Below are 22609 nucleotides of genomic sequence, written 5' to 3' on the forward strand. Positions count from 1 at the left end.
CAGATCCTTCTATCCGAGGTTTATGCATGACAATCAGTCCTTTTGCGGGCAAACCGGCGCCGGCCCAGTTGCTGGTGGATATCCCGCGACTGGTTACGGCCTATTACACCGGCCAGCCTGATGCAGCGATCTCCACCCAACGTGTGGCCTTCGGTACTTCGGGGCACCGTGGTAGCTCCTTCGAGCTGAGCTTTAACGAATGGCACGTACTCGCCATCAGCCAGGCCATCTGCCTGTACCGCGAAGCCCAAGGCATCAACGGTCCACTGTTTGTCGGGCTCGACACCCATGCGCTGTCGACGCCTGCCGGCGCGAGCGCTTTGGAAGTCTTGGCGGCCAACGGAGTCCACGTAATGCTGGCGGAGGGTGACGAATACACGCCGACCCCGGCGATTTCCCACGCCATCATCTGCTACAACCGTGGCCGTACCAGCGGGCTGGCGGACGGCATCGTCATTACGCCGTCCCACAACCCGCCGCAAAGTGGTGGTTACAAGTACAACCCGCCCAATGGTGGCCCGGCTGATACCCACGTCACCAAGTGGATCGAAGCCAAAGCCAACGAGTTGCTGGCCAATAAGCTGGCCGGGGTCAAACGCATCACACACGCCCAGGCACTCAAGGCTGACACCACCCATCGTCACGACTACCTCAACAGCTACGTGGCCGACTTGGTCAATGTGATCGACATGGACGCTATCCGCAGCGCTGATCTGCGCCTGGGCGTGGATCCATTGGGCGGAGCAGGAGTGCGCTATTGGTCGGCGATTGCCGAGCACTACCGCCTGAACCTGGACGTGGTGAACACTGAAGTCGATTCCACCTTCCGCTTCATGAGCGTCGACTGGGACGGCCAGATCCGCATGGATCCGTCCTCCAGCTACGCCATGCAGGGTTTGATCGGGCTAAAGGAGCGTTTCGACGTCGCTTTCGCCTGCGATCCGGACCACGACCGCCACGGTATTGTTACCCCGTCCGGCGGCCTGTTGGCGCCGAACAACTACCTGGCCGTGTCCATCGATTACCTGTTTCAGAACCGTCCCGACTGGCGCGCGGATGCAGCCGTGGGCAAGACCGTGGTCAGCAGCGGCCTGATTGATCGTGTGGCCGCGCGCATTGGCCGTCGGCTGTATGAAGTGCCGGTAGGCTTCAAGTGGTTTGCCGATGGCTTGTTTGAAGGGTCGCTGGGTTTTGGCGGCGAAGAAAGCGCCGGCGCGTCGTTCCTGCGCAAAGACGGTACGGTGTGGAGCACCGACAAAGACGGTCTGATCCCAGCGCTACTGGCTGCGGAAATGACCTCGCGCAAAGGCCAGGACCCGAGCCAGATCTACCGTGGTTTGACTGACGCCCTTGGCGAGCCGTTCGCCATTCGCGTCGACGCCAAGGCCACCCCGGCGCAGAAGGCCTTGCTGGGCAAGCTGTCCCCACAGCAGGTGACCTCCACCGAACTGGCTGGGGAAAGCATCCAGCAGATCCTCAGCCACGCGCCGGGCAACGATCAAGCCATTGGCGGTCTGAAAGTAATGACCGAAAACGGCTGGTTCGCCGCACGGCCATCGGGTACCGAAGACATCTACAAGATCTACGCAGAGAGCTTTATAGGCGAAGATCACCTCAAACAGCTGGTAGAAGAGGCTCAGGTACTGGTAGACGGCGCCATTTCCCAGTAACACCGAAAACCATGTGGGAGGGGACATTCCACCTCCCACATTTATCGGGACGAAGACTCAACTCAGGCCAGATCGACCAGTACGATCTCGCTGTCTTCAATCGCCGTGACCCGCAACACCCGCTCATCTTCAATCGCAACACCGTCCCGCGCTTGCGCACGCAAGCCATTGACTTCAATCACTCCCGTGGCTGGCACCAGATAGGCACGGCGGCCACTGTCCAAGCGATACTCTGCCGTTTCCCCAGCTTTCAGGTTGGCTGCCACCAAGCGTGCATCAGCCCGAATGCGCAGGCTTTCGCTGTCACCGGCTTTGCCACTGGCCAGGGTGACAAACCCTTCGCGGTCACCTTTCGGAAATGGCTTTGCGCCCCAGGAGGGCGGCAAACCGGCCTCGTTCGGGATGATCCAGATTTGAAAAATCTTGGTCGGCGTCGCTTCCAGGTTGTATTCGCTATGGGCGATCCCAGTGCCTGCGCTCATAACCTGCACGTCGCCGGCTTCAGTCCGGCCCTTATTGCCCAGGTTGTCGGCGTGACTGATGGCGCCTTCGCGCACATAGGTGATGATTTCCATGTCACGGTGCGGATGCTGTGGAAAGCCCGTACCTGGCGCGATAATGTCGTCGTTCCACACGCGAAGGTTGCCCCAGTGCATGCGCTTGGGGTCGTGGTATTCGGCGAACGAGAAGTGGTGATGGGCATCAAGCCAGCCATGGTGGGCGCCGCCCAGGGAGTTGAAAGGTCGAAGTTCAAGCATGATCGTCTCCTGTTGATGGCGCTTATGATCCCGTAGGCCATGATCGATAAAAAGCGTAAAAAATGCCTGATTCCTATCAGGTAAAGCGATTGGTTAACGGTGTTTTGACTTTCACTTCATCGGCTAACTGCATGACAGCAAAGCAATTGCCTGGAACTGAGCGCCGATTCCGGCGACCATGGCGCACTTGTCACAAACCAGCTCACCGCAGGAGTCCGCGTGCCGCAACAAAAGCCTGATCTGCCCCCCGAACTGCTCCCATTGGCGCAAATGCCTCTGTTGAAACGCCTGGCTGCACGCCTGTTTGGCCATGGCTTGACCCGTTTGCGCGCACAGCACCGGTTTTCTTGGTTGCACGGTCAGGCCGATGGTTTTCGCAGCGGTCACGAAGCGGGTGTGGAGTATGGCTATCGTGAGGGCAAGGCCGATGGTATCGAGGAAGGTCGACAAGTCCTGTTGATACGCGACTTTCGTCCCGAAGAGCATCGTGCGCCCGGTGTCGATGACAGTTTGTTCGATGATTGGCGATTGCCCTTGACGGCGGACGTGAAGAAACGCATCAAGGCCGACGTGGCCCGCTTGCTGCCGGCCCATGCCCAGCCCAGTGCGGCGCAATGGAAGATGATCTTCAGTGACACGCCGTCCACCTCAGTGATCGCCGGGGCCGGTGCGGGTAAGTCCACCTCGCTGGTCCTGCGCATATTGTTGCTTACCCATTACCTGGGCTTTGAATTGAGTTCGATGACCGTGGTGACCTTCACCCGCGAGTCGCGCAAGGATTTCATCAACAAGCTTATGGATATTCTCAGCTTGTGGGGTCGACCGCTTGGCATGAAAGAAGCCCAGGCGGTGGTGCGCACCTTTCACTCGCGCATCCTGCCGATGGTCCGCAGCCTGCCGGGTTTTGAGCGCCTGCAAGCGTTTGAGAACCTGAGTTCAGGTTTCGAGGATGCCGACAGTAATCCGTTCGACCTGCGCATCAACGACGCCCAGCGCCAACAAATGAATGCCTGCTACCACCGACTTTACGGCCAGCACCCGCGCTTTCAAGCGTTGATCGCGCCCCTGGCTCGGCATGGCTTGCAGCTCAAGGAGCTGGAACGTGACCACCCGGATGTGCAAAAGCGCGTGGCGGTGACCGAACTAGCAGCTAAACGAGATGAAGAACTGTGCGATGCAATCGAAGATCTATGGTTTCGCGCAGGTGCCTGGCCGATCAAAGGCATTGAGCCTAGTCGCCAGACCATTGAGATCAATGGCGCGCAGTTCCATTGCCATGGCTATATCCCTGAGCTGGACGCGTGGGTAGTGCTGGGTTTCGATTCGCGGGAAAACGCCCAGCTCAGTCGGCCCAACGCCAAGCTGTCACTGCGTGCGGAGTGGGCAGTGAAGCGAACCTTATTTCAAGCTTTCTGTCGTAAGCCTCTAATTTGGTTGGATAATTATGAATCATCCAAGCGTCTTTTAAGCAGCTTGGCTGGGGATGCGTCCTCCGGCCCCGGGTTTGATTACAAGGTTAAAGGTGAACTGGCTGGTGCCCCGTTGCTCGACAGTTTTGTCATGGCGGCCGGCTTTATTGAAAACCTTGGGTTGGACGTTCCCACCGCCGTGGGTCAGATGACTTTCGCCAAGGACGATCCGGACCGCTTCTTCTTCGAGGCGCTGAGCATTTTCTGGAAGGCCTTGGAAGACCATCTGCTTGACCAGTCACCGCCGATCATGACCTACAACCGCATGTTCTCGTTGTTCGGTGAAAACACTCCGGAAAACCTCAAGCTGCTCAGCGACCCGCTGTTACGGCCGCTGTCGCATCTGATGATCGATGAGTTCCAGGACGTGTCGCCGCAGATTGTCTCGTGGATCCGCGCCAGCCTGCGAGAAATCCGTAGCCGTGGCCCCGCGATGCACGTGGGCCGTGGTGCCCAGCATTCTTCGCTGTTGTGTGTGGGCGATGACTGGCAATCGATCTATGGCTGGCGGGGCAGTTCACCCAAGTATTTCATGGAGTTCAATCAGGAATTCCCGTCGCCGAGCACCACGCGGGTGATGCTGGGCGAGAATTACCGCAGCCACCAACACATTATCGATGCTGCCGAGCACATCGTGCGCACCGCGCCGGCGATCCCCGGAAAGAAGGCAAAAGCCAGCGGCGTGCCCAAGGCGTTGCAGCCGGTCAAGGTGCTGGAGCGTGACGACGCGGCGCTGGGCCGTCAGTTGCTGGAGCATTATCAGAAGGGCGAATCGGTGTTAATGCTGTATCGAAAAAGTAGCGATAAGTTACTGATTCAAGAGCGTATTCAGTCTGTAGTTAATGTGGATTCTAATTTGCCGATTCAAGCTCGCAGGCTGAAACAGCTGACCTATCACAGTGCCAAAGGCTTACAGGCGGACGCCGTGTTCCTGCTTGGGGATTGCCAACACCTCACCCGTTCCCCCTACAAAAACCAGGTCTATCGCATGGCCGGTCTGGGCAAGTCTGGCGACAGCGAACCCTATGACACGGCACAAAAAGACGAAGCGCTGCGTCTGGCTTACGTCGGCATTACCCGGGCGGTCAGCCATTGCTATTGGTATGTGGAGAAGCCCGAAGGCCAGGCCGTGAATATGCCGAAGGCCTCGGAGCATGTAGATGGAAAGAAAGCGTTTTTTGACGATCAGCGCGGCTGATGGCTGATGGCTCAGGCCCGCAGTGACAGCGGTGGCACAAACGACGCCAGTTCATCCTCCACCGCCTCGATAATCCGCTCTACGTCAGCGGCATTCATGACCGTGGCACAAGGGATGCCGGCGATGGCAATCAGGGTTTCGCCGCTGACGCGGTCAAACAGGCGGGCGATCATGCTGCCGGGCGCGTCCATGCTGCCCTCGAAGCCCATTGGATGAAAATGCCAGCGCATCAGCTGGCAGGCGTTGGGGAACGTCACTTTATTCATGTTGCCCACCTTGTTCATTGAGCGCTTCCTTTAGCTCGCGGCAGGGGGCCATGACCGTCACTGGTCTTGGCGTTGTAGAGCTTAAAAATAGCATTCGCTCTTAACCGGAGGTGACTTTTTTCCTCCCGTTCGGCGGTTGTTTTCCTAACGGTTGATGTGGGTCATGTCCTGCTCAGAAATGGGCAAGTGGCCATTAGTCCGAAGTTGCACCTGGCCATTGAACGCACCACCGAATTTCGGCAATCTCCACGGTTTTCCCGCTGCAGAGCTCACCATGCCTGACATCGCTCCCGACGATGATTGCCTGCATACCCAAGCCACGGGCGACCTGGTATTACGCCATCACCTGTGTTGGCGCCATCGCGATCTGGACGGGGTGATGTCCTACTACCACCCGGACATCCAGTACCACGACTTTTTCCAGAACCGCGTAGTCGGTTACGCCGAGCTGCGCGATTACCTGCAAGCCAGCATGCCACGCGAAGCTGACGAAGCGATTGAACACACCGACCGCATCCGCGCCGACGGCGATACCGCCTTTATCCAGTACCGCATCACCCTGCGTGGTGGCCACGGGCTGGTGTCATTCCGTACCAGCGAGGCCATCACCGTGCGCGATGGGTTGATCTGGCGCGTCAATGAATACGCGTCACTGGTGCACGAACAACCGTCCCAGGCCCAACGCCCCAGCGTCAGCCGCCTGGGCCTGTCGCCCCAGCAATTGGGGCATATGGCCAATGACCTGCAGCAGTATTTCGAACGTAAGCAGCCTTATCTGGACCCGGAACTGGACCTGCAGCGAGTCGCCAAGGAGTGCGGTTACAGCCGCAATCAGATTTCCTACCTGCTCAACCAAGTGCTGGGTCAAAGCTTCTATCGCTACGTCAACCAGGCGCGCCTGCAGCACTTGCTCGCCGCGCTGGATAACGCGCGCCCGCCGATCAAGGTAGACGACCTGGCCTTTGCCGCCGGTTTCAATTCGCTGTCGGCGTTCTACAGTGCCTTCCGCCAGCACACCGGCCAGTCGCCCAAGGCCTACGTCAAACAAATTTCCCTGCGTGCACGCGCGCAAGACAACCAATAACCGCCGGCCCTAGGATCAGCCCCATCGAAACGTGGTTGGGGAGCTTGGCATGCCGGCATGGCGCAACATCAGTTTATGGATGGACCAACTGGACGACCCGCTGGTGGCGCGGCCGACCCTGGAACACGACTTGGACGTCGATGTGGCGATTATCGGCGCTGGCTACACCGGGCTTTGGACCGCCTACTACCTCAAACGCCAGGCGCCCGAGCTGAAGATTGCGATTATCGAGGCTCAAACCGCCGGTTTCGGTGCATCGGGCCGCAACGGCGGCTGGCTGATGGGCAACCTGCTGGGTGAAGATCGCCTGCTGGCCGGCCTGGCACCTGAACAACGCCGGGCCTCATTCGACCTGCTGCACAGCATTCCGGATGAAGTCGCCCACGTGTTGACCCGCGAAGGCATCGACTGCGACTACCGCAAGGGCGGCGCGCTGTACTGCGCGGCCCGTTACCCCGAGCAGGAGAGCAGCCTGCGTGCCTACCTGGACAAGCTCTACGCCCAAGGCCTCACCGAAGCCGATTATCGCTGGCTGACCCCACAGCAGTTGGCCGAACAGATCCGCATTGCCAAACCCTATGGCGGTATCTATGCACCTCACGTCGCCACGATCCACCCGGCCAAGCTAGTGCGCGGCCTGGCGCGGGCAGTGGAGCGCATGGGCGTTACGATTTACGAAAAAAGTCCGGTCACCCAGTGGCAGTCCGGCAGCCTGTGCACTGATAAGGCCAGTGTCCGCGCCGCTTGGGTAGTGCCCGCCGTCGAGGGATACGCGAACACCTTGCCGCCGTTGGGCCGCTACCAGTTGCCGGTGCAAAGCCTGATCGTCGCCACCGAGCCGCTGCCCGCCAGCACCTGGGACGAGATTGGCCTGCGTCACGGCCAGGCATTTGGCGAAAGTAGCCGCCAGGTCACTTATGGTCAGCGCACGGCAGACAACCGACTGGTGTTCGGGGCCCGCGGCGGTTACCAGTTCGCCGGCAAACTTCGCCACAACTTCGATTTGACCGATAGCGAAGTGGAGCTACGTCGCTATCTGTTCGGCGAACTCTTCCCACAGCTCAAGAGCGTGCGGATTACCCATTCGTGGGGCGGCAACCTCGGTATGTCGCGCCATTTTCGACCGCACATGCTCTGTGATCACACCACCGGCATCGCGCTGTCCGGCGGTTATGGCGGGGAGGGCGTTGGAGCCACCAACCTGGGTGGCCGCACTCTGGCGGATTTGATCCTCCGTCGCGACACGCCACTGACCTATCAACCTTGGGTGATCCGCGAGCGCGGCCTTGATGCGCTCAAGGCCTGGGAACCGGAACCCTGCCGTTGGCTGGGTTACAACGCGATCATTCGCAGTTTTGTCCATGAAGACCAAGTGCTGGCCAACCCCAACACCGCCCCTTGGCGCCGCAAGCTGGCGACCGGCTTGGCCGGATTCATGGAAGGGTTCATGCACTGAGTCGTTTCACTTACACGGGAAAAACCCATGAGCATCACGCACTTCAAAGACACGCTGAATGCCCACCTGCCGGACTCGTCACCCGTGGCCGTGCCCCTGGGCGAGCCGATTGCGGTGGCCTCGACCTTGAGCGTAGAGCGCAGCGACGGCGTCGAAACCGGCATCTGGGCATGCACGCCGGGTCGTTGGCGTCGGCAGATCAAATCCCAGGAGTTTTGTCACTTTATCCAGGGCCGCTGCACCTTCACCCCCGACAACGGTGAAATCGTCCACATACAAGCCGGCGACGCACTGATGTTGCCGGCCAATAGCACCGGGATCTGGGATATCCAGGAAACCGTGCGCAAGACCTACGTACTGATTCTGTAACGCTTTGATCCTTGATCGCCTGCCATAAAAACAGCCCTAAAACCGCCAGGAAATCGAACCATGAAAGCCATTGCCCTGTTGCCCTTGATGTTGGTGGCCTCTATCAGCCAGGCCGCCGAGACGGTGAAAATCTACAACTGGTCCAGCTACATTGCGCCAGACACCACGAAGAACTTCCAGAAGCAGACCGGGATCGGTTTCAGCTACGACGTGTACGACAGCAATGAAACCCTCGACGGCAAGCTCATGACCGGCAACTCGGGTTACGATGTGGTGTTTCCGTCCAACCATTTCATGGCCCGGCAGATCCAGGGCGGCGCCCTCAAAAAGCTCGACAAGAGCCAGTTGCCCAACTGGAAAAACCTCAACCCGGTGCTGCTCAAAACCCTGGAAAACAATGATCCGGGTAATGCCCATGGCTTTCCGTACCTGTGGGGCAGCACCGGCATCGGCTACAACATCGACAAGGTCAAGGCCGTGCTGGGGGATAACGCCCCAGTGGACTCCTGGGACTTGATCTTCAAGCCCGAATACATGGAAAAACTCAGCAAGTGCGGCGTAGCCATCCTCGACAATGGCCCGGAGCTGTTGCCTATCGCCCTCAATTACCTGGGTTTGCCGCCCCACAGCAAGGAGCCCGAAGACTACAAAAAGGCCGAGGCGTTGCTGATGAAAGTGCGGCCTTACGTGGCGTATTTCCATTCCTCGAAATACACCGGCGACCTGGCCAACGGCGACATCTGCGTGGCCGTCGGCTTCTCCGGCGATGTGCTGCAAGCCGAGAGTCGCGCCAAGGAAGCCAAGAACGGCGTGAAAATCGGTTACCAGATCCCCAAGGAAGGCGCCGCTATCTGGTTCGACATGGTGGCCATGCCTGCGGATGCCCCCGATGAAAAGGCCGGCTACGCGTTCATGAACTACCTGCTTGAGCCCCAAGTGATGGCGGACATTACTAACTCCGTGCATTACGCCAATGGCAACAGCTCTGCGGACAGCCTGGTCGATCCAGAGATCAAGGCGGACACCAAGATCTACCCAAGCGAAGCCATGATGGGCAAGTTGTTCGCGCTGGAATCAATGCCGCTGAATATCGACCGGATTCGCACGCGGGTGTGGAATACGATTCGTATGGGCCGCTGATCAAACGCTGTCGAGTACTGCAAAATATATTTGAAAGTGTTGCTGGTCTACGAAGCGTGGCCAGCAACGTTCAGTTGAATTATTAGACTAAGGGATGTTTTGCTGTTTTTCGGAAACGACAGGAAAAACAGTTCGAGTTGGAAGGGAGGTATCAGTGTGAGAAGTTCTCGTCCGCAATTCACGAAGCTTCTTTATTGATCATTACATGAAAAGGTACCTCATATGTCTTCAGTACAAAGTTTGCCAAATGGCGGAACGTGGACTCGTCCCGAAAACAGCCTTCCTGTATTGCGTGGCACAGACGCTCGCGAACGCCTGAACGCCAGGCCCGACGAGGCTTCGGTGCTTGTCGGTGGCGGGGGCAGTGACCAGTTGGTCGGCGCGCGAGGTGCGAATACCTTCAAGTACGAACACTTCACAGACTCTACGAGCAATGATCCGGATACTATTTTCAACTTCAATCCAAGGGAGGATAAAGTTGATTTGTCTGACATGGTAAAGAATAACAAAATAAAGATAATTCATATTCGGCCTCGCGCACCCGCTGAAGTAGGCGATGTACAGTTAAAGCACAGCCCTTTTGGTTGGAGTACGCTGGATATGAAAGTCAATGCGCAGGGGCCTAACTTCTCCATCCGTATTGATAATGTAAAGTTGTTGGCCGATCACGTTAAATTCTTTAGTTAAATCCACTCACCGCAAAATGGTCAGGCAGCGTGTGCTGCCCGGCCGTTTTACGTCGATATCGCTCTACGGATTTTCCAGATCATGCCCCAGCGACTGGATAAATAACGAAAACAGCTCCGGCTGCGATGAAATATCCAGCTTTGCGTACAAATGCCGACGGTGCACTTTCACCGTGTCCGGCGAGATATTCAGGCGTTCAGCCATGGCCTTAGAGGAAAATCCGCGCAACACCAGACGGGCGATTTCCAGCTCTCGGTCCGACAGCACGCCACAGCCGAACTGGCTCAAGGCATCCCTGATCTGGCTGTCCATGGCCGGGGCGCGCTGGGTGCTTTGCTGCCAATGCTGCTGCATCAGCGGCAGTACCCACGCCGCCATCATCGTCATCATCCCAGTGTCTTCTGCACTGAACCGCCGCTGCATCCCCAACGACAGTGACAATGTCCCCATCCCCGGCAGTTGCAGGATCAATTGCACCTCGTCTTCCAGCACGTTGTCATGGAAGTAATTGAGGAAGTATTCACTCTGTCGGAAATGGTCCGGCGCCACTTCTTCCAGGCGGTATACACCGCTGGAGTACCCTTCGCGACACGCCTGGAAAAACGGATCGAGCAAATACAGGCCATTGAGGTACGTCAGCATCGACGCCGGTTTGCTGCTGGGCTGAGCGTCGTATTCCTCAAGGGCTTGGGGCGCGCCCTCCAACGGGTAGAAAATCGCCAACGCGTTATCGAAGGGCAGGCATTGGTGCAACAACAGCACCAACTGTTTCCAGAAACCCTGGGTACCGATGTGCGCGACGGTACGGCCCAAGCCAGCGTGCATGCCAACCTCACGGAACAGGCTCATATCACAGGCTCCCGCCAGCAAAAGATCGCTCAAGGGTTCGGCTTTTGCCAGGAACCGTCAAGGGGAGTACGCCAATAGGGGAATTGGCTGACAAGCTCCTGGGCGATAACGTCTTCATCATCCAACGGGAAACATATCCCGAAAAACATCATTTTTCGTTTCTGCCTCACACCAAGAACAACGACAGAGGATAACGATATGAGCACTTCCCCCACGCCTGACGGCGTGTTGAAACCTACCCTTAGCGTTTTCGATGTAGTGGCCATCACCGTTTCCGCAGTGACGCCGGCCAGTTCCGTGTTTGTGATCGCGCCCTTTGCCATCCAGCAGGCGGGCAGTGGTGTGTTCCTGGCGTTTGTGATGGCCGGCCTGCTCGCGCTGATGTTCGCGTTTTGTTATGCCGAACTGGGTCGCGCCCACAACAGTGCCGGTGGTGAATATGTGTACGCCAAGCGTGTGTTCGGTGGCATGGCTGGCTATGCGACCTTTCTCACGGTGCTGGTGATGTTGCTATTCATCCCGCCGGTATTGGCCACCGGGGCCGCGACCTATCTCAACAACGCTTTGGGCACGACGTTCGACTCGCAAACCGTCGCCCTGGTGATTGTGGTGTGCAGCTACGCCCTGGGCATTCTCAATATCAAGCTCAATGCCTGGATTACCGGCACCTGTTTGCTGCTGGAAGTGGCGGCGCTACTGGTAATCGTATTTATCGGGTTTGGTAACCCGGTGCAGCCGGCGAGTGTGTTGTTCCAGCCCCAGATCGTCGAAAACGGCGTGCTGCATCTCGCGCCGTGGGCCTTGGTGATCGGTGCGGTGGGCATAGGTTTGTTTTCCTACAATGGCTACGGCCCCGCAGTGCTGCTGGCCGAAGACATGAAGTGCGGCGGCAAAGGCGTGCACAAGGCCGTGTTGTGGTCCCTGGGCTTGGTGGTGGTGATCGAACTGGTACCGATCACCGCACTGCTGATCGGCGCGCCGTCCCTGAGCGCAATGATCAGCAGCCCAGACCCCATCGGCTACTTGCTCACCAGCCACGGCAATGAAACCTTGTCGCGCTTGGTCAGTGCCGGGATCTTCCTCTCGGTGTTCAACGCGATTGTCGCCATCGTGATCCAGATCGGCCGCGTGGTATTCAGCAGCGGGCGCGATGCGCTGTGGACGCCGACCATCAACACACTATTCACCCGCATTCACCCGCGCTGGGATTCGCCCTGGTTGGCGACGCTGTTCCTGGCGATCCCGTCGGCGCTGCTCAGCTTCAGTTCCAACCTGGCGGACCTCACCTCATTCAGCGTGTTGCTGATCATGCTGGTGTACCTGGTAGTGGCGTTGAGCGCGTTGATGAGCCGCGTGTTGCTGCGCGACCGCGAACACCCGTATCGCATGCCGCTGTGGCCGTTGCCGGCTCTGTTGGCTGTCATCGGTGCAGGTTACTTGCTGGGGACCTTGATCTATGCGGCGTCTGTGCGCGACATCATGATCATCCTCGGCTTGCTGGCCTTGTCGGTGATCTTCTATTGCATCAGCGGCCGGTCGAGTCCGGTCTTCCAGAAATTGTAAGGAGCGGTTATGCGCGCACGTCAATTGGGCATCACTTTGGGGCTGGGCACACCCGGTGAGTTGAATGCCATCACCGATGTACCGGGCGTGCGGGTGGGCCACAGTACCCTCAACACCCGTATCGACGGTAAGCAAGTGCGCACCGGTGTGACGGTGATCCAGCCGCGCGCCGGGGAAGCGCGCCAGCAACCCTGCTTCGCCGGCTACCACGTGCTCAATGGCAATGGCGATGCCACGGGCCTGGAGTGGATCAGTGAAGCAGGGCTGCTGACCACACCGCTGGCCATCACCAACACCCACAGCATCGGCATTGTGCGCGACACGTTGATCGCCCTGGAGCGCGAGCGCCTCGCGGACCCGGCGGTGTATTGGTGCATGCCGGTGGTGATGGAGACCTATGACGGCCTGCTCAACGATATCTGGGGCCAACATGTGAAACCCGAACATGTGCGCGAAGCCGTCGTCAACGCCGAAGCCGGCCCGGTACAAGAGGGCGCGGTAGGGGGCGGCACCGGAATGATCTGCCATGAGTTCAAGGGCGGTATCGGCACGGCTTCGCGGCGTTTGCCGGCGGAGCAGGGCGGTTGGACCGTCGGCGTGCTGGTACAGGCCAACCATGGCAAGCGCCAGGAGCTGCGGGTGGATGGCTATCCGGTAGGACGCCGGTTGATGGACATCCCATCGCCCTTCACCGAGCGCGGTACGCCGGGCATGGGCTCCATTGTGGTGATCCTGGCCACCGACGCGCCGTTGCTGCCGCATCAATGCCAGCGTCTGGCGCAACGCGCCTCCATCGGCATCGCCCGTACCGGCGGCGGCACCGAAGATTCCAGTGGCGATCTGTTCCTGGCTTTCGCCACCGGGAACCAGGACCTGCCTGCCGCGGATTACGGCCGCAAGGGCCTGCCGTTCAGCAGTGCGTTGCAGATGGTCAATAACGACCACATTTCGCCGCTGTTCAGCGCCGCAGCAGAGGCGGTGGAAGAGGCAATCATCAACGCCATTCTGGCGGGTGAAACCATGAACACCGACGATGGCGTGCAAGTCCCGGGTTTGATGGGTGAGACGCTGTTACAGGCATTACACGATACGGGGTGGAGTGTGTCCCGGTAATGGGGGACAACGCCTATTATTAGTTGAAGTAATGGCTGTTTAATGTTGCCAATGACACCGTGGCAATATAGTGGATCCAATTATTAACTGTGCCGCTCAACTTGAGCGGCATCGGTGCTATTTAATATTTAAATACGTGCCCACTGCTTTTTGTCGGACAAAGCCAAGTTGCCCCAATAAACCCGGCACAAAAGTTTCACTAGTTGGCAGTTTGCTACTTTTTTACGGCGGAAATAGATGTAGACGAAAGATTTCAAGTTGTGTCAGTTTTCTTACGCCTTCAAAAGAGGCGAGTGATAGGACGATCTCGCCCGCGGGGTTCCTATCGATCAAAGACTGATGCACTTGCAAACAAGGAAGTACGTTTATGTCCAAAGTAAAAGACAAGGCTATCGTGTCGGCGGCGCAAGCCAGCACCGCTTACTCGCAAATCGATAGCTTCAGCCATCTGTATGACCGTGGCGGCAACCTCACGATCAACGGCAAACCGTCCTACACCGTCGACCAGGCCGCCACCCAGCTGCTGCGCGACGGCGCCGCGTACCGGGACTTTGACGGCAACGGCAAGATCGACCTTACCTACACCTTCCTGACCTCGGCGTCGTCGAGCACCATGAACAAACATGGCATCTCGGGCTTCAGCCAGTTCAACGCCCAGCAGAAAGCACAGGCCGCACTGGCCATGCAATCCTGGTCGGACGTGGCCAACGTCACCTTCACCGAGAAAGCCACCGGCGGTGACGGCCACATGACGTTCGGCAACTACAGCAGCGGCCAGGATGGCGCAGCGGCCTTCGCCTACCTGCCCGGCACCGGTGCAGGCTACGACGGCACCTCGTGGTACCTGACCAACAACAGCTACACGCCCAACAAGACTCCGGACCTGAACAACTACGGCCGGCAGACCCTGACCCACGAAATCGGGCACACCCTCGGCCTGGCTCACCCTGGCGACTACAACGCCGGCGAAGGCGCGCCGACTTACAAAGACGCGACCTATGGACAGGACACGCGCGGCTACAGCCTCATGAGTTACTGGAGCGAGAGCAACACCAACCAGAACTTCAGCAAAGGCGGCGTCGAGGCCTACGCTTCCGGCCCGCTGATCGACGACATCGCAGCAATCCAGAAGCTATACGGCGCCAACTACAACACACGCGCCGGCGACACCACCTACGGCTTCAATTCCAACACCGGGCGTGATTTCCTCAGCGCTACCTCCAACGCCGACAAGCTGGTGTTCTCGGTGTGGGACGGTGGCGGCAACGACACCCTGGACTTCTCCGGTTTCACTCAGAACCAGAAGATCAACCTCAATGAAGCCTCGTTCTCCGACGTAGGCGGCCTGGTGGGCAACGTGTCCATCGCCAAGGGCGTGACGGTCGAAAACGCCTTCGGTGGTGCGGGTAATGACCTGATCATCGGTAACAACGCCGCCAACATTATCAAGGGTGGGGCCGGCAACGACCTGATCTACGGTGCTGGCGGTGCGGACCAACTGTGGGGCGGCGCCGGCAATGACACCTTTGTGTTCGGTGCCAGTTCCGACTCCAAGCCAGGGGCGGCGGACAAGATCTTTGACTTCACCTCAGGTTCGGACAAGATCGACCTCAGCGGCATCACCAAAGGTGCTGGCCTGACCTTCGTCAACGCGTTCACCGGGCATGCCGGCGACGCGGTATTGACCTACGCAGCCGGTACCAATCTGGGTACGTTGGCCGTCGACTTCTCCGGGCACGGCGTGGCGGATTTCCTCGTCACCACCGTAGGCCAGGCAGCCGTCAGCGACATCGTGGCGTGATACAAAGGCGCGGCGTTTCGGCGTCGCGCCTCCAGGATGGAGCGTGAAGATGCAGCGTTTTTTCAATTTTATCGCCTGCGTATTGCAGGTGATGTTCGTGTCGGCAGGAGCCCACGCAATGGCGAGCAGTCTTGTTTTACCTTCCAGCGCTGAATTGGCCGGGCATTGGCAACTGCACCAGCAGGATCAGGTGTGCGCCCTCGACCTGCTCGAACAGGCCAACGCGTTGAGCGGTGATGTGGCCTGTGCCGCCCAATGGCTGGGCGATACCCCCCTGACATGGTCGCCCACTCCGGACGGTATCTGGCTATTCAATGCCGAAGGCAGCGGGATCACTCATTTGAATCGCCAGAAAGACGGGGAGTATCAAGCCCGCACCCAGGCGGGCGTCGTGGTTGAATTAAAACGAATGCCTTAGTTATCGCTATAACTTTATAACTCGATTTTATTAGTTGGCCGGCCTTTATCAGGGGCTCGGGCAACTTATGCGCGAAATTTGGCTTAAGGAAGATCACAACATATGGCCAAGCCCTTTGCGGTAGCGCCCTTATTCAAGGCGCTGGGTGAATACAAGAGCATCTTGATCAGCGTTGGCTGTTTCACGGCATTAATTAACCTGCTGATGCTGGTGCCGTCGATTTACATGTTGCAAGTGTACGACCGCGTGCTGTCCTCCCAGAACGAAACTACCCTGGTGATGTTGACGCTGATGGTCGTGGGCTTCTTTGCGTTTATTGGCACCTTGGAAGTGATCCGTAGTTTCATCGTGATCCGTATCGGCAGTCAGTTGGAACGGCGTTTCAACTTACGCGTGTACAAGGCCGCATTCGAACGCAATCTGCAACGCGGCCAGGGGCATGCCGGGCAATCCCTGGGCGACCTGACCCATATCCGCCAATTCATCACGGGGCCGGCGCTGTTCGCGTTTTTTGATGCGCCGTGGTTTCCGATCTACCTGTTTGTGATTTTCCTGTTCAACGTCTGGCTTGGGGTGCTGGCCACCGCCGGTGCTGTGCTGTTGATCGGCCTCGCGTGCCTCAACGAATACCTGACGAAGAAGCCATTGGGTGAGGCCAGTGGTTTCTCCCAACAGTCGACGCAACTGGCCACCAGCCATTTGCACAACGCCGAAACTATCCAGGCCATGGGCATGCTCGGCGCGCTGCGCAAGCGCTGGTTTGCGGTGCATGCGCAGTTCCTCGGCCTGCAGAACAAGGCCAGTGACACCGGTTCGGTGATCACCTCGTTGAGCAAATCCTTGCGGCTATGCTTGCAATCACTGGTACTCGGCCTGGGCGCATTGCTGGTGATCAGGGGCGATATGACGGCAGGCATGATGATCGCCGGTTCGATCCTGATGGGGCGTGTGCTCAGCCCCATCGACCAGTTGATTGCGGTGTGGAAGCAGTGGAGTTCGGCGAAGCTGGCCTACCAGCGGTTGGACGAATTACTGCGCGAGTTCCCTCCGGAAGTGGAGCAGATGAAACTGCCCGCACCCAAGGGCCAAGTCAGCTTCGAACAGGTCAGTGCCGGCCCGCCGGGTAAGCGCGTGGCGACGTTGCATCAAGTCAGCTTTACCTTAGGAGCGGGCGAAGTGCTCGGCGTGCTCGGTGCCTCGGGCTCCGGAAAATCCACCCTGGCCCGTGTGCTGGTGGGCGTGTGGCCGACCCTGGCCGGCACCGTGCGCCTGGATGGCGCGGACATACACCGCTGGGACCGCGACGACCTCGGCCCGCACATCGGCTATCTGCCCCAGGATATCGAACTGTTCAGCGGCAGCATCGCCGACAACATTGCGCGCTTTCGCGAGGCGGACCCTGAGCTTGTCGTCAAGGCCGCACAACAAGCCGGCGTGCATGAACTGATCCTGCGCCTGCCCCAAGGCTACGACACGGTGCTGGGGGATAACGGCGGCGGCCTGTCCGGCGGCCAGAAGCAGCGCGTGGCCCTGGCCCGTGCGCTGTATGGCGGGCCACGGTTGATTGTGCTGGATGAACCCAACTCCAATCTCGACACCGTGGGCGAAGCGGCCTTGGCCACTGCCATTGTGCAGATGAAAGCCCAGGGCAGCAGCGTGGTGCTGGTCACTCACAGGTCTTCTGCGTTGGCCCAGGCCGACAAGTTGCTGGTGCTCAACGAAGGCCGTTTGCAGGCGTTCGGGCCAAGCCAGGACGTGCTTAGGGCGTTGTCCGGCCAGCAGGAAGCGCCGAAGGACAAACCGGGTGTGAGTTTCAGTCGTCAGTATCAAGCCGGAAGGAATCCAGGCGCATGAGCAGCATCACTTTCGAACAACGCGACGCGGGTTTTTTCGCCCGCATGGGCTGGCTGCTGACAGTGGTCGGTGCCGGTGGTTTCTTCCTGTGGGCCAGCCTCGCGCCGCTGGATCAAGGGATTCCCGTGCAAGGCACGGTGGTGGTGTCCGGCAAGCGCAAGGCTGTGCAAACCCTCAGTCCCGGTGTGGTCAGCCGTATTCTGGTGCGTGAAGGCGAGCTGGTGAAACAAGGCCAGCCGTTGTTCCGTCTCGACCAGACCCAGAACCAGGCCGACGTGCAATCGCTGCAAGCCCAGTACCGCATGGCCTGGGCCAGTGTGGCGCGTTGGCAGAGCGAGCGCGACAATCAATCCTCCATCACCTTTCCCGCCGAGCTGAGCAGCAATCCCGAGCCTGCCTTGGCCTTGGTGCTCGAAGGCCAGCGTCAGCTGTTCAGCAGTCGCCGCGAGGCCTTCGCCCGCGAGCAAGCCGGCATTCGCGCGAATATCGACGGCGCCACCGCGCAACTCGGCGGCATGCGTCGTGCCCGCAGCGACTTGACCGCCCAGGCCCAATCCCTGCGTGATCAACTGAGCAACCTGCAACCCTTGGCCGACAACGGCTACATCCCGCGCAATCGGCTGATGGAGTACCAGCGCCAATTGTCCCAAGTGCAACAAGACCTGGCGCAAAACACCGGGGAAAGCGGCCGGGTAGAGCAGGGCATCGTCGAGTCGCGTCTCAAGTTGCAGCAGCACAGCGAGGAGTACCAGAAGGAAGTGCGCAGCCAATTGGCCGACGCGCAACTGCGCAGCCTGACCCTGGAGCAACAACTGACCTCTGCCGGGTTCGACCTGCAACACAGCGAAATCAACGCGCCGGCCGACGGCATCGCGGTCAACCTCGGCGTGCACACTGAAGGCGCAGTGGTGCGTGCCGGTGAAACCCTGCTGGAGATCGTGCCTCAAGGCACACGCCTGGAGGTGGAAGGGCATCTACCGGTGCATCTGGTGGACAAGGTCGGCACGCACTTGCCGGTGGATATTCTCTTCACCGCGTTCAACCAGAGCCGTACGCCGCGCGTGCCGGGGGAGGTCAGCCTGATTTCTGCTGACCAAATGCTTGATGAGAAAACCGGTGCGCCCTATTACGTGCTGCGTACCACGGTGAGCGAGGCAGCGTTGGAAAAACTCCAGGGTCTGGTGATCAAGCCGGGGATGCCCGCCGAGATGTTCGTGCGTACGGGCGAGCGCTCGCTGCTCAATTACCTGTTCAAACCGCTGCTGGATCGCGCCGGCTCAGCGTTGACCGAGGAATGAACATGAAACCTGTGTTCATCGCCTTGTTGTTCTGCTGCGCCAGTGCCCAGGCTGCCATGGGTCCGTTTGATGTCTACGAGCAAGCCCTGCGCAACGACCCGGTGTTTCTTGGCGCGATCAAGGAGCGCGACGCCGGCCTGGAAAACCGCACCATCGGCCGTGCTGGCTTGCTGCCCAAGCTGTCGTACAACTACAACAAGGGCCGCAACAACTCCCAGGCCACCTTGCCCGACGGGCGCGGCGGCAATTATCACGACGACCGCAACTACAACAGCTACGGTTCCACCTTCAGCCTGCAACAACCGCTGTTTGACTATGAGGCTTATGCCAACTACCGCAAAGGCGTGGCCCAGGCGTTGTTTGCCGACGAAAGTTTTCGTGACAAGAGCCAGGCGCTGCTGGTGCGGGTGTTGACCTACTACACCCAAGCACTGTTCGCCCAGGACCAGATCGACATCGCCCGCGCCAAGAAAAAGGCCTTCGAGCAGCAGTTTCAGCAGAACCAGCATCTATTCCAGCAGGGTGAGGGCACCCGTACTGACATTCTCGAAGCCGAGTCGCGCTACGAGCTGGCCACCGCCGAAGAGATCGAAGCGCTGGACGAACAAGACGCGTCGTTAAGGGAATTGGGCGCCTTGATCGGCGTGCAGAGCGTCAACATCCACGACTTGGCGCCGCTTAACCAGGATTTCGCCGCATTCGCCCTGACCCCGGCCAATTACGACACTTGGCATGAACTGGCAATCAGTAATAACCCCACCCTCGCGTCTCAACGCCAGGCCCTGGAGGTGGCGCGCTACGAAGTGGAGCGCAATCGCGCCGGGCATCTGCCCAAGGTCACGGCGTACGCGAGTTCACGCCAGCAGGAGTCCGACAGCGGCAACACCTACAACCAGCGCTATGACACCAACACCATTGGCGTGGAAGTCAGCCTGCCGCTGTACGCGGGTGGCGGCATATCGGCCTCTACTCGCCAGGCCAGTCGCGCCATGGAGCAGGCAGAGTACGAGCTGGAGGGCAAGACCCGGGAAACCCTGATCGAACTGCGTCGGCAGTTCAGTGCCTGTTTGTCGGGCGTGAGCAAGCTGCGTGCGTACCAAAAGGCGCTGGCTTCGGCGGAGGCGCTGGTGGTGTCGACCAAGCAGAGCATCCTCGGTGGTGAACGGGTCAATCTCGATGCATTGAATGCCGAACAGCAGCTGTACAGCACCCGACGCGACCTCGCCCAGGCTCGCTACGACTATTTGATGGCCTGGACCAAATTGCATTACTACGCCGGCAACTTGCGCGACACCGATCTGGCCAAGGTGGACGAAGCGTTCGGGCCCGCACAGCGTTAACCAGCTTTCTCGACAACTCCAACAAAAGAGAGGCAGTACCATGGGTGTATTCGACTATAAAAACCTGGGCGCCGAAGGCTCCAAAGCGTTGTTCGCCGATGCCATGGCGATCACGCTGTACACCTACCACAACCTGGATAACGGCTTTGCCGTGGGTTATCAGCACAACGGTCTGGGCTTTGGCTTGCCGGCTACCCTGGTCGGCGCGCTGTTGGGCAGCAGTGATTCCCAGGGCGTGATCCCCGGCATTCCCTGGAACCCCGACTCGGAAAAAGCCGCCCTGGAGGCCGTGCAACAAGCCGGCTGGACACCTATCAGCGCCAGCGCCCTGGGCTATACCGGCAAGGTCGACGCCAGGGGCACCTTCTTTGGCGAAAAACCGGGCTACACCACGGCCCAGGTCGAAGTGCTCGGCAAGTACGATGACGCCGGCAAACTGCTGGAAATCGGCATCGGTTTTCGTGGTACTTCAGGCCCACGGGAAAGCCTGATCAGCGACTCCATCGGCGATCTGGTCAGCGATCTGCTCGCGGCCCTGGGGCCCAAGGATTACGCGAAAAACTACGCCGGCGAAGCCTTCGGCGGTTTGCTCAAGAACATCGCCGACTACGCCAGTGCCCACGGCCTCAGCGGCCACGACGTGGTAGTCAGCGGCCACAGCCTGGGCGGCCTGGCGGTGAACAGCATGGCTGACTTGAGCAACGGCAAATGGGCGGGCTTCTTCAAGGACGCCAACTATGTGGCCTACGCCTCGCCGACCCAGAGCAGCGGCGACAAGGTGCTCAATGTCGGCTATGAAAACGATCCGGTTTTCCGTGCGCTGGACGGCTCATCCGTCAACTGGTCGTCGTTGGGCGTGCATGACAAGCCCCATGAATCGACCACCGACAATATCGTCAGCTTCAACGACCATTACGCCTCGACGCTGTGGAACGTGCTGCCGTTTTCCATCACCAACCTGCCGACTTGGATCTCCCATTTGCCCACCGGATATGGCGACGGCATGACGCGTGTTCTGGAGTCCGGGTTCTATGAGGTGATGACTCGCGACTCGACGATTATTGTCGCCAACCTGTCGGACCCTGCGCGGGCCAACACGTGGGTGCAGGACCTCAATCGCAACGCCGAGCCCCACAAAGGCGACACCTTCATCATTGGCAGCGCTGGCAATGACTTGATCCAGGGCGGCAAGGGCGCGGACTTTATCGAGGCCGGCAAGGGTAACGACACGATCCGTGACAGCAGCGGGCACAACACGTTTTTATTCAGCGGGCAGTTTGGCCAGGACCGGATTATTGGCTATCAGCCGACGGACAAATTGGTGTTTACGGACGTGCAGAGCAGTGGCGATTATCGTGATCACGCCAAGGTGGTGGGCGGAGATACCGTGATCAGTTTTGGCGGGGATTCAGTGACGCTGGTGGGAGTGGTTGGGTTGTCGGGGGAGGGGATTGTCATCAGTTAAAACGGTGGGAGGGGTTTGCTCCCGATAGCGGTGGTTCAGTCAATGGAGATGTTGACTGGAAGATCGCCATCGGGAGCAAGCCCCCTCCCACATTTGGGCAGTGTTGGCAGCGGAGAATCAGTCTTCCTTGCGCATCAGTGGGCAGCGGACGCTATTGGTCAAATTGGAACGCGGTCAACCCTGTGGGAGGGAGCTTTCCCCCGATGGCGGTGGCTCAGTCAATGGAGATGTTGACTGGAAGCCCGCCATCGGGGGCAAGCCCCCTCCCACATTTGGGCAGTGTTGGCAGCGGAGAATCCGTCTTCCTTGCGCATCAGTGGGCAGCGGACGCTATTGGTCAAATTGGAACGCGGTCAACCCTGTGGGAGGGGGCTTGCCCCCGATGGCGGTGGCTCAGTCAATAAAGATATCGACTGAAGAACCACTTCACTTTTCCTTGCGCACCGTCGCCACATCGGCGGCTTTGACACGAACGCGTTTGCCAGCGATGTCGGTGAACTCATAAAAGCCATCGGCGGTCTTGGCGTTTGGGGTGTCTTTGGTCAAATACTGCGTGCCATTTTGCAGTGTCACTACGGTTTGCGTCGCGCAACCGGCCAATACCAGAAATGTGAGTGCAACCAGTGGCAGACCCAAATTCTTCATGTTCATAACCCTTACCTTAACCCTGAAAAGTCCCGCAGCGTGCGGCTGCGGGCCGCAAATGTTACGCCATCGACTCCACCATCTGATCACTTTTATACAAAAAGTTGCGTGAGCCATTTATCTATTACCGATTGCAACACAGCATCGGGACCGGCACTCTGTATGC

The 22609-nt window shown here is 59.0% G+C and carries 19 protein-coding genes; 15 read left to right on the top strand and 4 right to left on the bottom strand.

The window, feature by feature from the left end:
• Positions 1 to 26 precede the first annotated feature (26 nt).
• Positions 27 to 1670 carry a phosphoglucomutase (alpha-D-glucose-1,6-bisphosphate-dependent) gene (gene pgm / locus LRO94_RS14380; protein WP_032891469.1) on the top strand — a complete coding sequence of 548 codons (1644 nt, stop codon included), beginning with the start codon at positions 27 to 29 and terminating at the stop codon, positions 1668 to 1670.
• A 62-nt stretch (positions 1671 to 1732) separates the two neighbouring features.
• On the opposite strand, the gene LRO94_RS14385 is transcribed toward pgm, so the two are convergent.
• A complete protein-coding gene (locus tag LRO94_RS14385; RefSeq protein WP_095184810.1) occupies positions 1733 to 2428 on the bottom strand; it encodes a pirin family protein in 696 nt (231 codons plus the stop codon).
• Positions 2429 to 2647: 219 nt separating this feature from the next.
• On the opposite strand from LRO94_RS14385, the gene LRO94_RS14390 reads away from it, so the two are divergent.
• Positions 2648 to 5095: a UvrD-helicase domain-containing protein gene (locus LRO94_RS14390; protein ID WP_233896793.1), complete on the top strand. Its 2448-nt coding sequence runs from the start codon at positions 2648 to 2650 to the stop codon at positions 5093 to 5095.
• A gap of 11 nt (positions 5096 to 5106) precedes the next feature.
• Here LRO94_RS14390 and LRO94_RS14395 read toward each other — a convergent pair whose 3' ends face one another.
• Entirely contained in the window at positions 5107 to 5379 is a 273-nt protein-coding gene (locus tag LRO94_RS14395; protein ID WP_032891472.1) for a DUF1652 domain-containing protein, read from the bottom strand.
• Between the two features lie 256 nt (positions 5380 to 5635).
• Between LRO94_RS14395 and LRO94_RS14400 the strand changes: the two genes are divergently transcribed.
• From LRO94_RS14400 to LRO94_RS14420, 5 genes are all read left to right on the top strand, one after another.
• Positions 5636 to 6445: a helix-turn-helix transcriptional regulator gene (locus LRO94_RS14400; protein ID WP_179178998.1), complete on the top strand. Its 810-nt coding sequence runs from the start codon at positions 5636 to 5638 to the stop codon at positions 6443 to 6445.
• Positions 6446 to 6494: 49 nt separating this feature from the next.
• Positions 6495 to 7901 carry an NAD(P)/FAD-dependent oxidoreductase gene (locus LRO94_RS14405; protein ID WP_179178997.1) on the top strand — a complete coding sequence of 469 codons (1407 nt, stop codon included), beginning with the start codon at positions 6495 to 6497 and terminating at the stop codon, positions 7899 to 7901.
• Positions 7902 to 7928: 27 nt separating this feature from the next.
• Positions 7929 to 8270: a cupin domain-containing protein gene (locus LRO94_RS14410; RefSeq protein ID WP_032891477.1), complete on the top strand. Its 342-nt coding sequence runs from the start codon at positions 7929 to 7931 to the stop codon at positions 8268 to 8270.
• A gap of 60 nt (positions 8271 to 8330) precedes the next feature.
• Complete coding sequence (locus LRO94_RS14415) at positions 8331 to 9410, top strand: polyamine ABC transporter substrate-binding protein (RefSeq protein ID WP_179178996.1); 1080 nt, start codon at positions 8331 to 8333, stop codon at positions 9408 to 9410.
• 222 nt (positions 9411 to 9632) lie between these two features.
• Positions 9633 to 10097, top strand: coding sequence for a M10 family metallopeptidase C-terminal domain-containing protein (locus LRO94_RS14420; protein ID WP_122757294.1), 465 nt, complete (start codon positions 9633 to 9635; stop codon positions 10095 to 10097).
• 63 nt (positions 10098 to 10160) lie between these two features.
• On the opposite strand, the gene LRO94_RS14425 is transcribed toward LRO94_RS14420, so the two are convergent.
• Positions 10161 to 10946 carry a helix-turn-helix transcriptional regulator gene (locus LRO94_RS14425; protein WP_179178995.1) on the bottom strand — a complete coding sequence of 262 codons (786 nt, stop codon included), beginning with the start codon at positions 10944 to 10946 and terminating at the stop codon, positions 10161 to 10163.
• Positions 10947 to 11144: 198 nt separating this feature from the next.
• On the opposite strand from LRO94_RS14425, the gene LRO94_RS14430 reads away from it, so the two are divergent.
• The 8 genes from LRO94_RS14430 (at position 11145) to LRO94_RS14465 (ending at position 21798) form a co-directional block, all read left to right on the top strand.
• Positions 11145 to 12509 carry an APC family permease gene (locus LRO94_RS14430; RefSeq protein WP_095184804.1) on the top strand — a complete coding sequence of 455 codons (1365 nt, stop codon included), beginning with the start codon at positions 11145 to 11147 and terminating at the stop codon, positions 12507 to 12509.
• 9 nt (positions 12510 to 12518) lie between these two features.
• Positions 12519 to 13622 carry a DmpA family aminopeptidase gene (locus LRO94_RS14435; protein ID WP_179178994.1) on the top strand — a complete coding sequence of 368 codons (1104 nt, stop codon included), beginning with the start codon at positions 12519 to 12521 and terminating at the stop codon, positions 13620 to 13622.
• Positions 13623 to 13989: 367 nt separating this feature from the next.
• Complete coding sequence (locus LRO94_RS14440) at positions 13990 to 15423, top strand: serralysin family metalloprotease (protein WP_032891484.1); 1434 nt, start codon at positions 13990 to 13992, stop codon at positions 15421 to 15423.
• A gap of 49 nt (positions 15424 to 15472) precedes the next feature.
• Positions 15473 to 15841: an AprI/Inh family metalloprotease inhibitor gene (locus tag LRO94_RS14445; RefSeq protein ID WP_179178993.1), complete on the top strand. Its 369-nt coding sequence runs from the start codon at positions 15473 to 15475 to the stop codon at positions 15839 to 15841.
• Between the two features lie 102 nt (positions 15842 to 15943).
• The gene (locus LRO94_RS14450) at positions 15944 to 17695 is read left to right on the top strand and encodes a type I secretion system permease/ATPase (RefSeq protein ID WP_032891486.1); all 1752 of its coding nucleotides are present in this window, start codon (positions 15944 to 15946) and stop codon (positions 17693 to 17695) included.
• Entirely contained in the window at positions 17692 to 18993 is a 1302-nt protein-coding gene (locus tag LRO94_RS14455) for an HlyD family type I secretion periplasmic adaptor subunit (protein WP_032891488.1), read from the top strand. The genes LRO94_RS14450 and LRO94_RS14455 overlap by 4 nt, the downstream gene beginning before the upstream one ends.
• 2 nt (positions 18994 to 18995) lie before the next feature.
• On the top strand, positions 18996 to 20333 hold the full coding sequence (locus LRO94_RS14460) for a TolC family outer membrane protein (protein ID WP_179178992.1): 1338 nt from the start codon (positions 18996 to 18998) through the stop codon (positions 20331 to 20333).
• 40 nt (positions 20334 to 20373) lie between these two features.
• Positions 20374 to 21798 carry a polyurethane esterase gene (locus tag LRO94_RS14465; protein WP_095184798.1) on the top strand — a complete coding sequence of 475 codons (1425 nt, stop codon included), beginning with the start codon at positions 20374 to 20376 and terminating at the stop codon, positions 21796 to 21798.
• Positions 21799 to 22224: 426 nt separating this feature from the next.
• Here the strand turns inward: LRO94_RS14465 and LRO94_RS14470 are convergent, their stop codons facing one another.
• Positions 22225 to 22449 carry a YgdI/YgdR family lipoprotein gene (locus LRO94_RS14470; protein WP_032888446.1) on the bottom strand — a complete coding sequence of 75 codons (225 nt, stop codon included), beginning with the start codon at positions 22447 to 22449 and terminating at the stop codon, positions 22225 to 22227.
• Positions 22450 to 22609 lie beyond the last annotated feature (160 nt).

Source organism: Pseudomonas sivasensis, from assembly GCF_021391435.1.
GTDB classification, from domain to species: domain Bacteria; phylum Pseudomonadota; class Gammaproteobacteria; order Pseudomonadales; family Pseudomonadaceae; genus Aquipseudomonas; species Aquipseudomonas sivasensis.

Bases quoted from the DNA above. Each gene is read 5' to 3' on its own strand.
- pgm (WP_032891469.1), top strand. From the start codon at position 27: ATGACAATCAGTCCTTTTGCGGGCAAACCGGCGCCGGCCCAGTTGCTG.
- LRO94_RS14385 (WP_095184810.1), bottom strand. From the start codon at position 2,428: ATGCTTGAACTTCGACCTTTCAACTCCCTGGGCGGCGCCCACCATGGC.
- LRO94_RS14395 (WP_032891472.1), bottom strand. From the start codon at position 5,379: ATGAACAAGGTGGGCAACATGAATAAAGTGACGTTCCCCAACGCCTGC.
- LRO94_RS14400 (WP_179178998.1), top strand. From the start codon at position 5,636: ATGCCTGACATCGCTCCCGACGATGATTGCCTGCATACCCAAGCCACG.
- LRO94_RS14405 (WP_179178997.1), top strand. From the start codon at position 6,495: ATGCCGGCATGGCGCAACATCAGTTTATGGATGGACCAACTGGACGAC.
- LRO94_RS14410 (WP_032891477.1), top strand. From the start codon at position 7,929: ATGAGCATCACGCACTTCAAAGACACGCTGAATGCCCACCTGCCGGAC.
- LRO94_RS14415 (WP_179178996.1), top strand. From the start codon at position 8,331: ATGAAAGCCATTGCCCTGTTGCCCTTGATGTTGGTGGCCTCTATCAGC.
- LRO94_RS14420 (WP_122757294.1), top strand. From the start codon at position 9,633: ATGTCTTCAGTACAAAGTTTGCCAAATGGCGGAACGTGGACTCGTCCC.
- LRO94_RS14425 (WP_179178995.1), bottom strand. From the start codon at position 10,946: ATGAGCCTGTTCCGTGAGGTTGGCATGCACGCTGGCTTGGGCCGTACC.
- LRO94_RS14430 (WP_095184804.1), top strand. From the start codon at position 11,145: ATGAGCACTTCCCCCACGCCTGACGGCGTGTTGAAACCTACCCTTAGC.
- LRO94_RS14435 (WP_179178994.1), top strand. From the start codon at position 12,519: ATGCGCGCACGTCAATTGGGCATCACTTTGGGGCTGGGCACACCCGGT.
- LRO94_RS14440 (WP_032891484.1), top strand. From the start codon at position 13,990: ATGTCCAAAGTAAAAGACAAGGCTATCGTGTCGGCGGCGCAAGCCAGC.
- LRO94_RS14445 (WP_179178993.1), top strand. From the start codon at position 15,473: ATGCAGCGTTTTTTCAATTTTATCGCCTGCGTATTGCAGGTGATGTTC.
- LRO94_RS14450 (WP_032891486.1), top strand. From the start codon at position 15,944: ATGGCCAAGCCCTTTGCGGTAGCGCCCTTATTCAAGGCGCTGGGTGAA.
- LRO94_RS14455 (WP_032891488.1), top strand. From the start codon at position 17,692: ATGAGCAGCATCACTTTCGAACAACGCGACGCGGGTTTTTTCGCCCGC.
- LRO94_RS14460 (WP_179178992.1), top strand. From the start codon at position 18,996: ATGAAACCTGTGTTCATCGCCTTGTTGTTCTGCTGCGCCAGTGCCCAG.
- LRO94_RS14465 (WP_095184798.1), top strand. From the start codon at position 20,374: ATGGGTGTATTCGACTATAAAAACCTGGGCGCCGAAGGCTCCAAAGCG.
- LRO94_RS14470 (WP_032888446.1), bottom strand. From the start codon at position 22,449: ATGAACATGAAGAATTTGGGTCTGCCACTGGTTGCACTCACATTTCTG.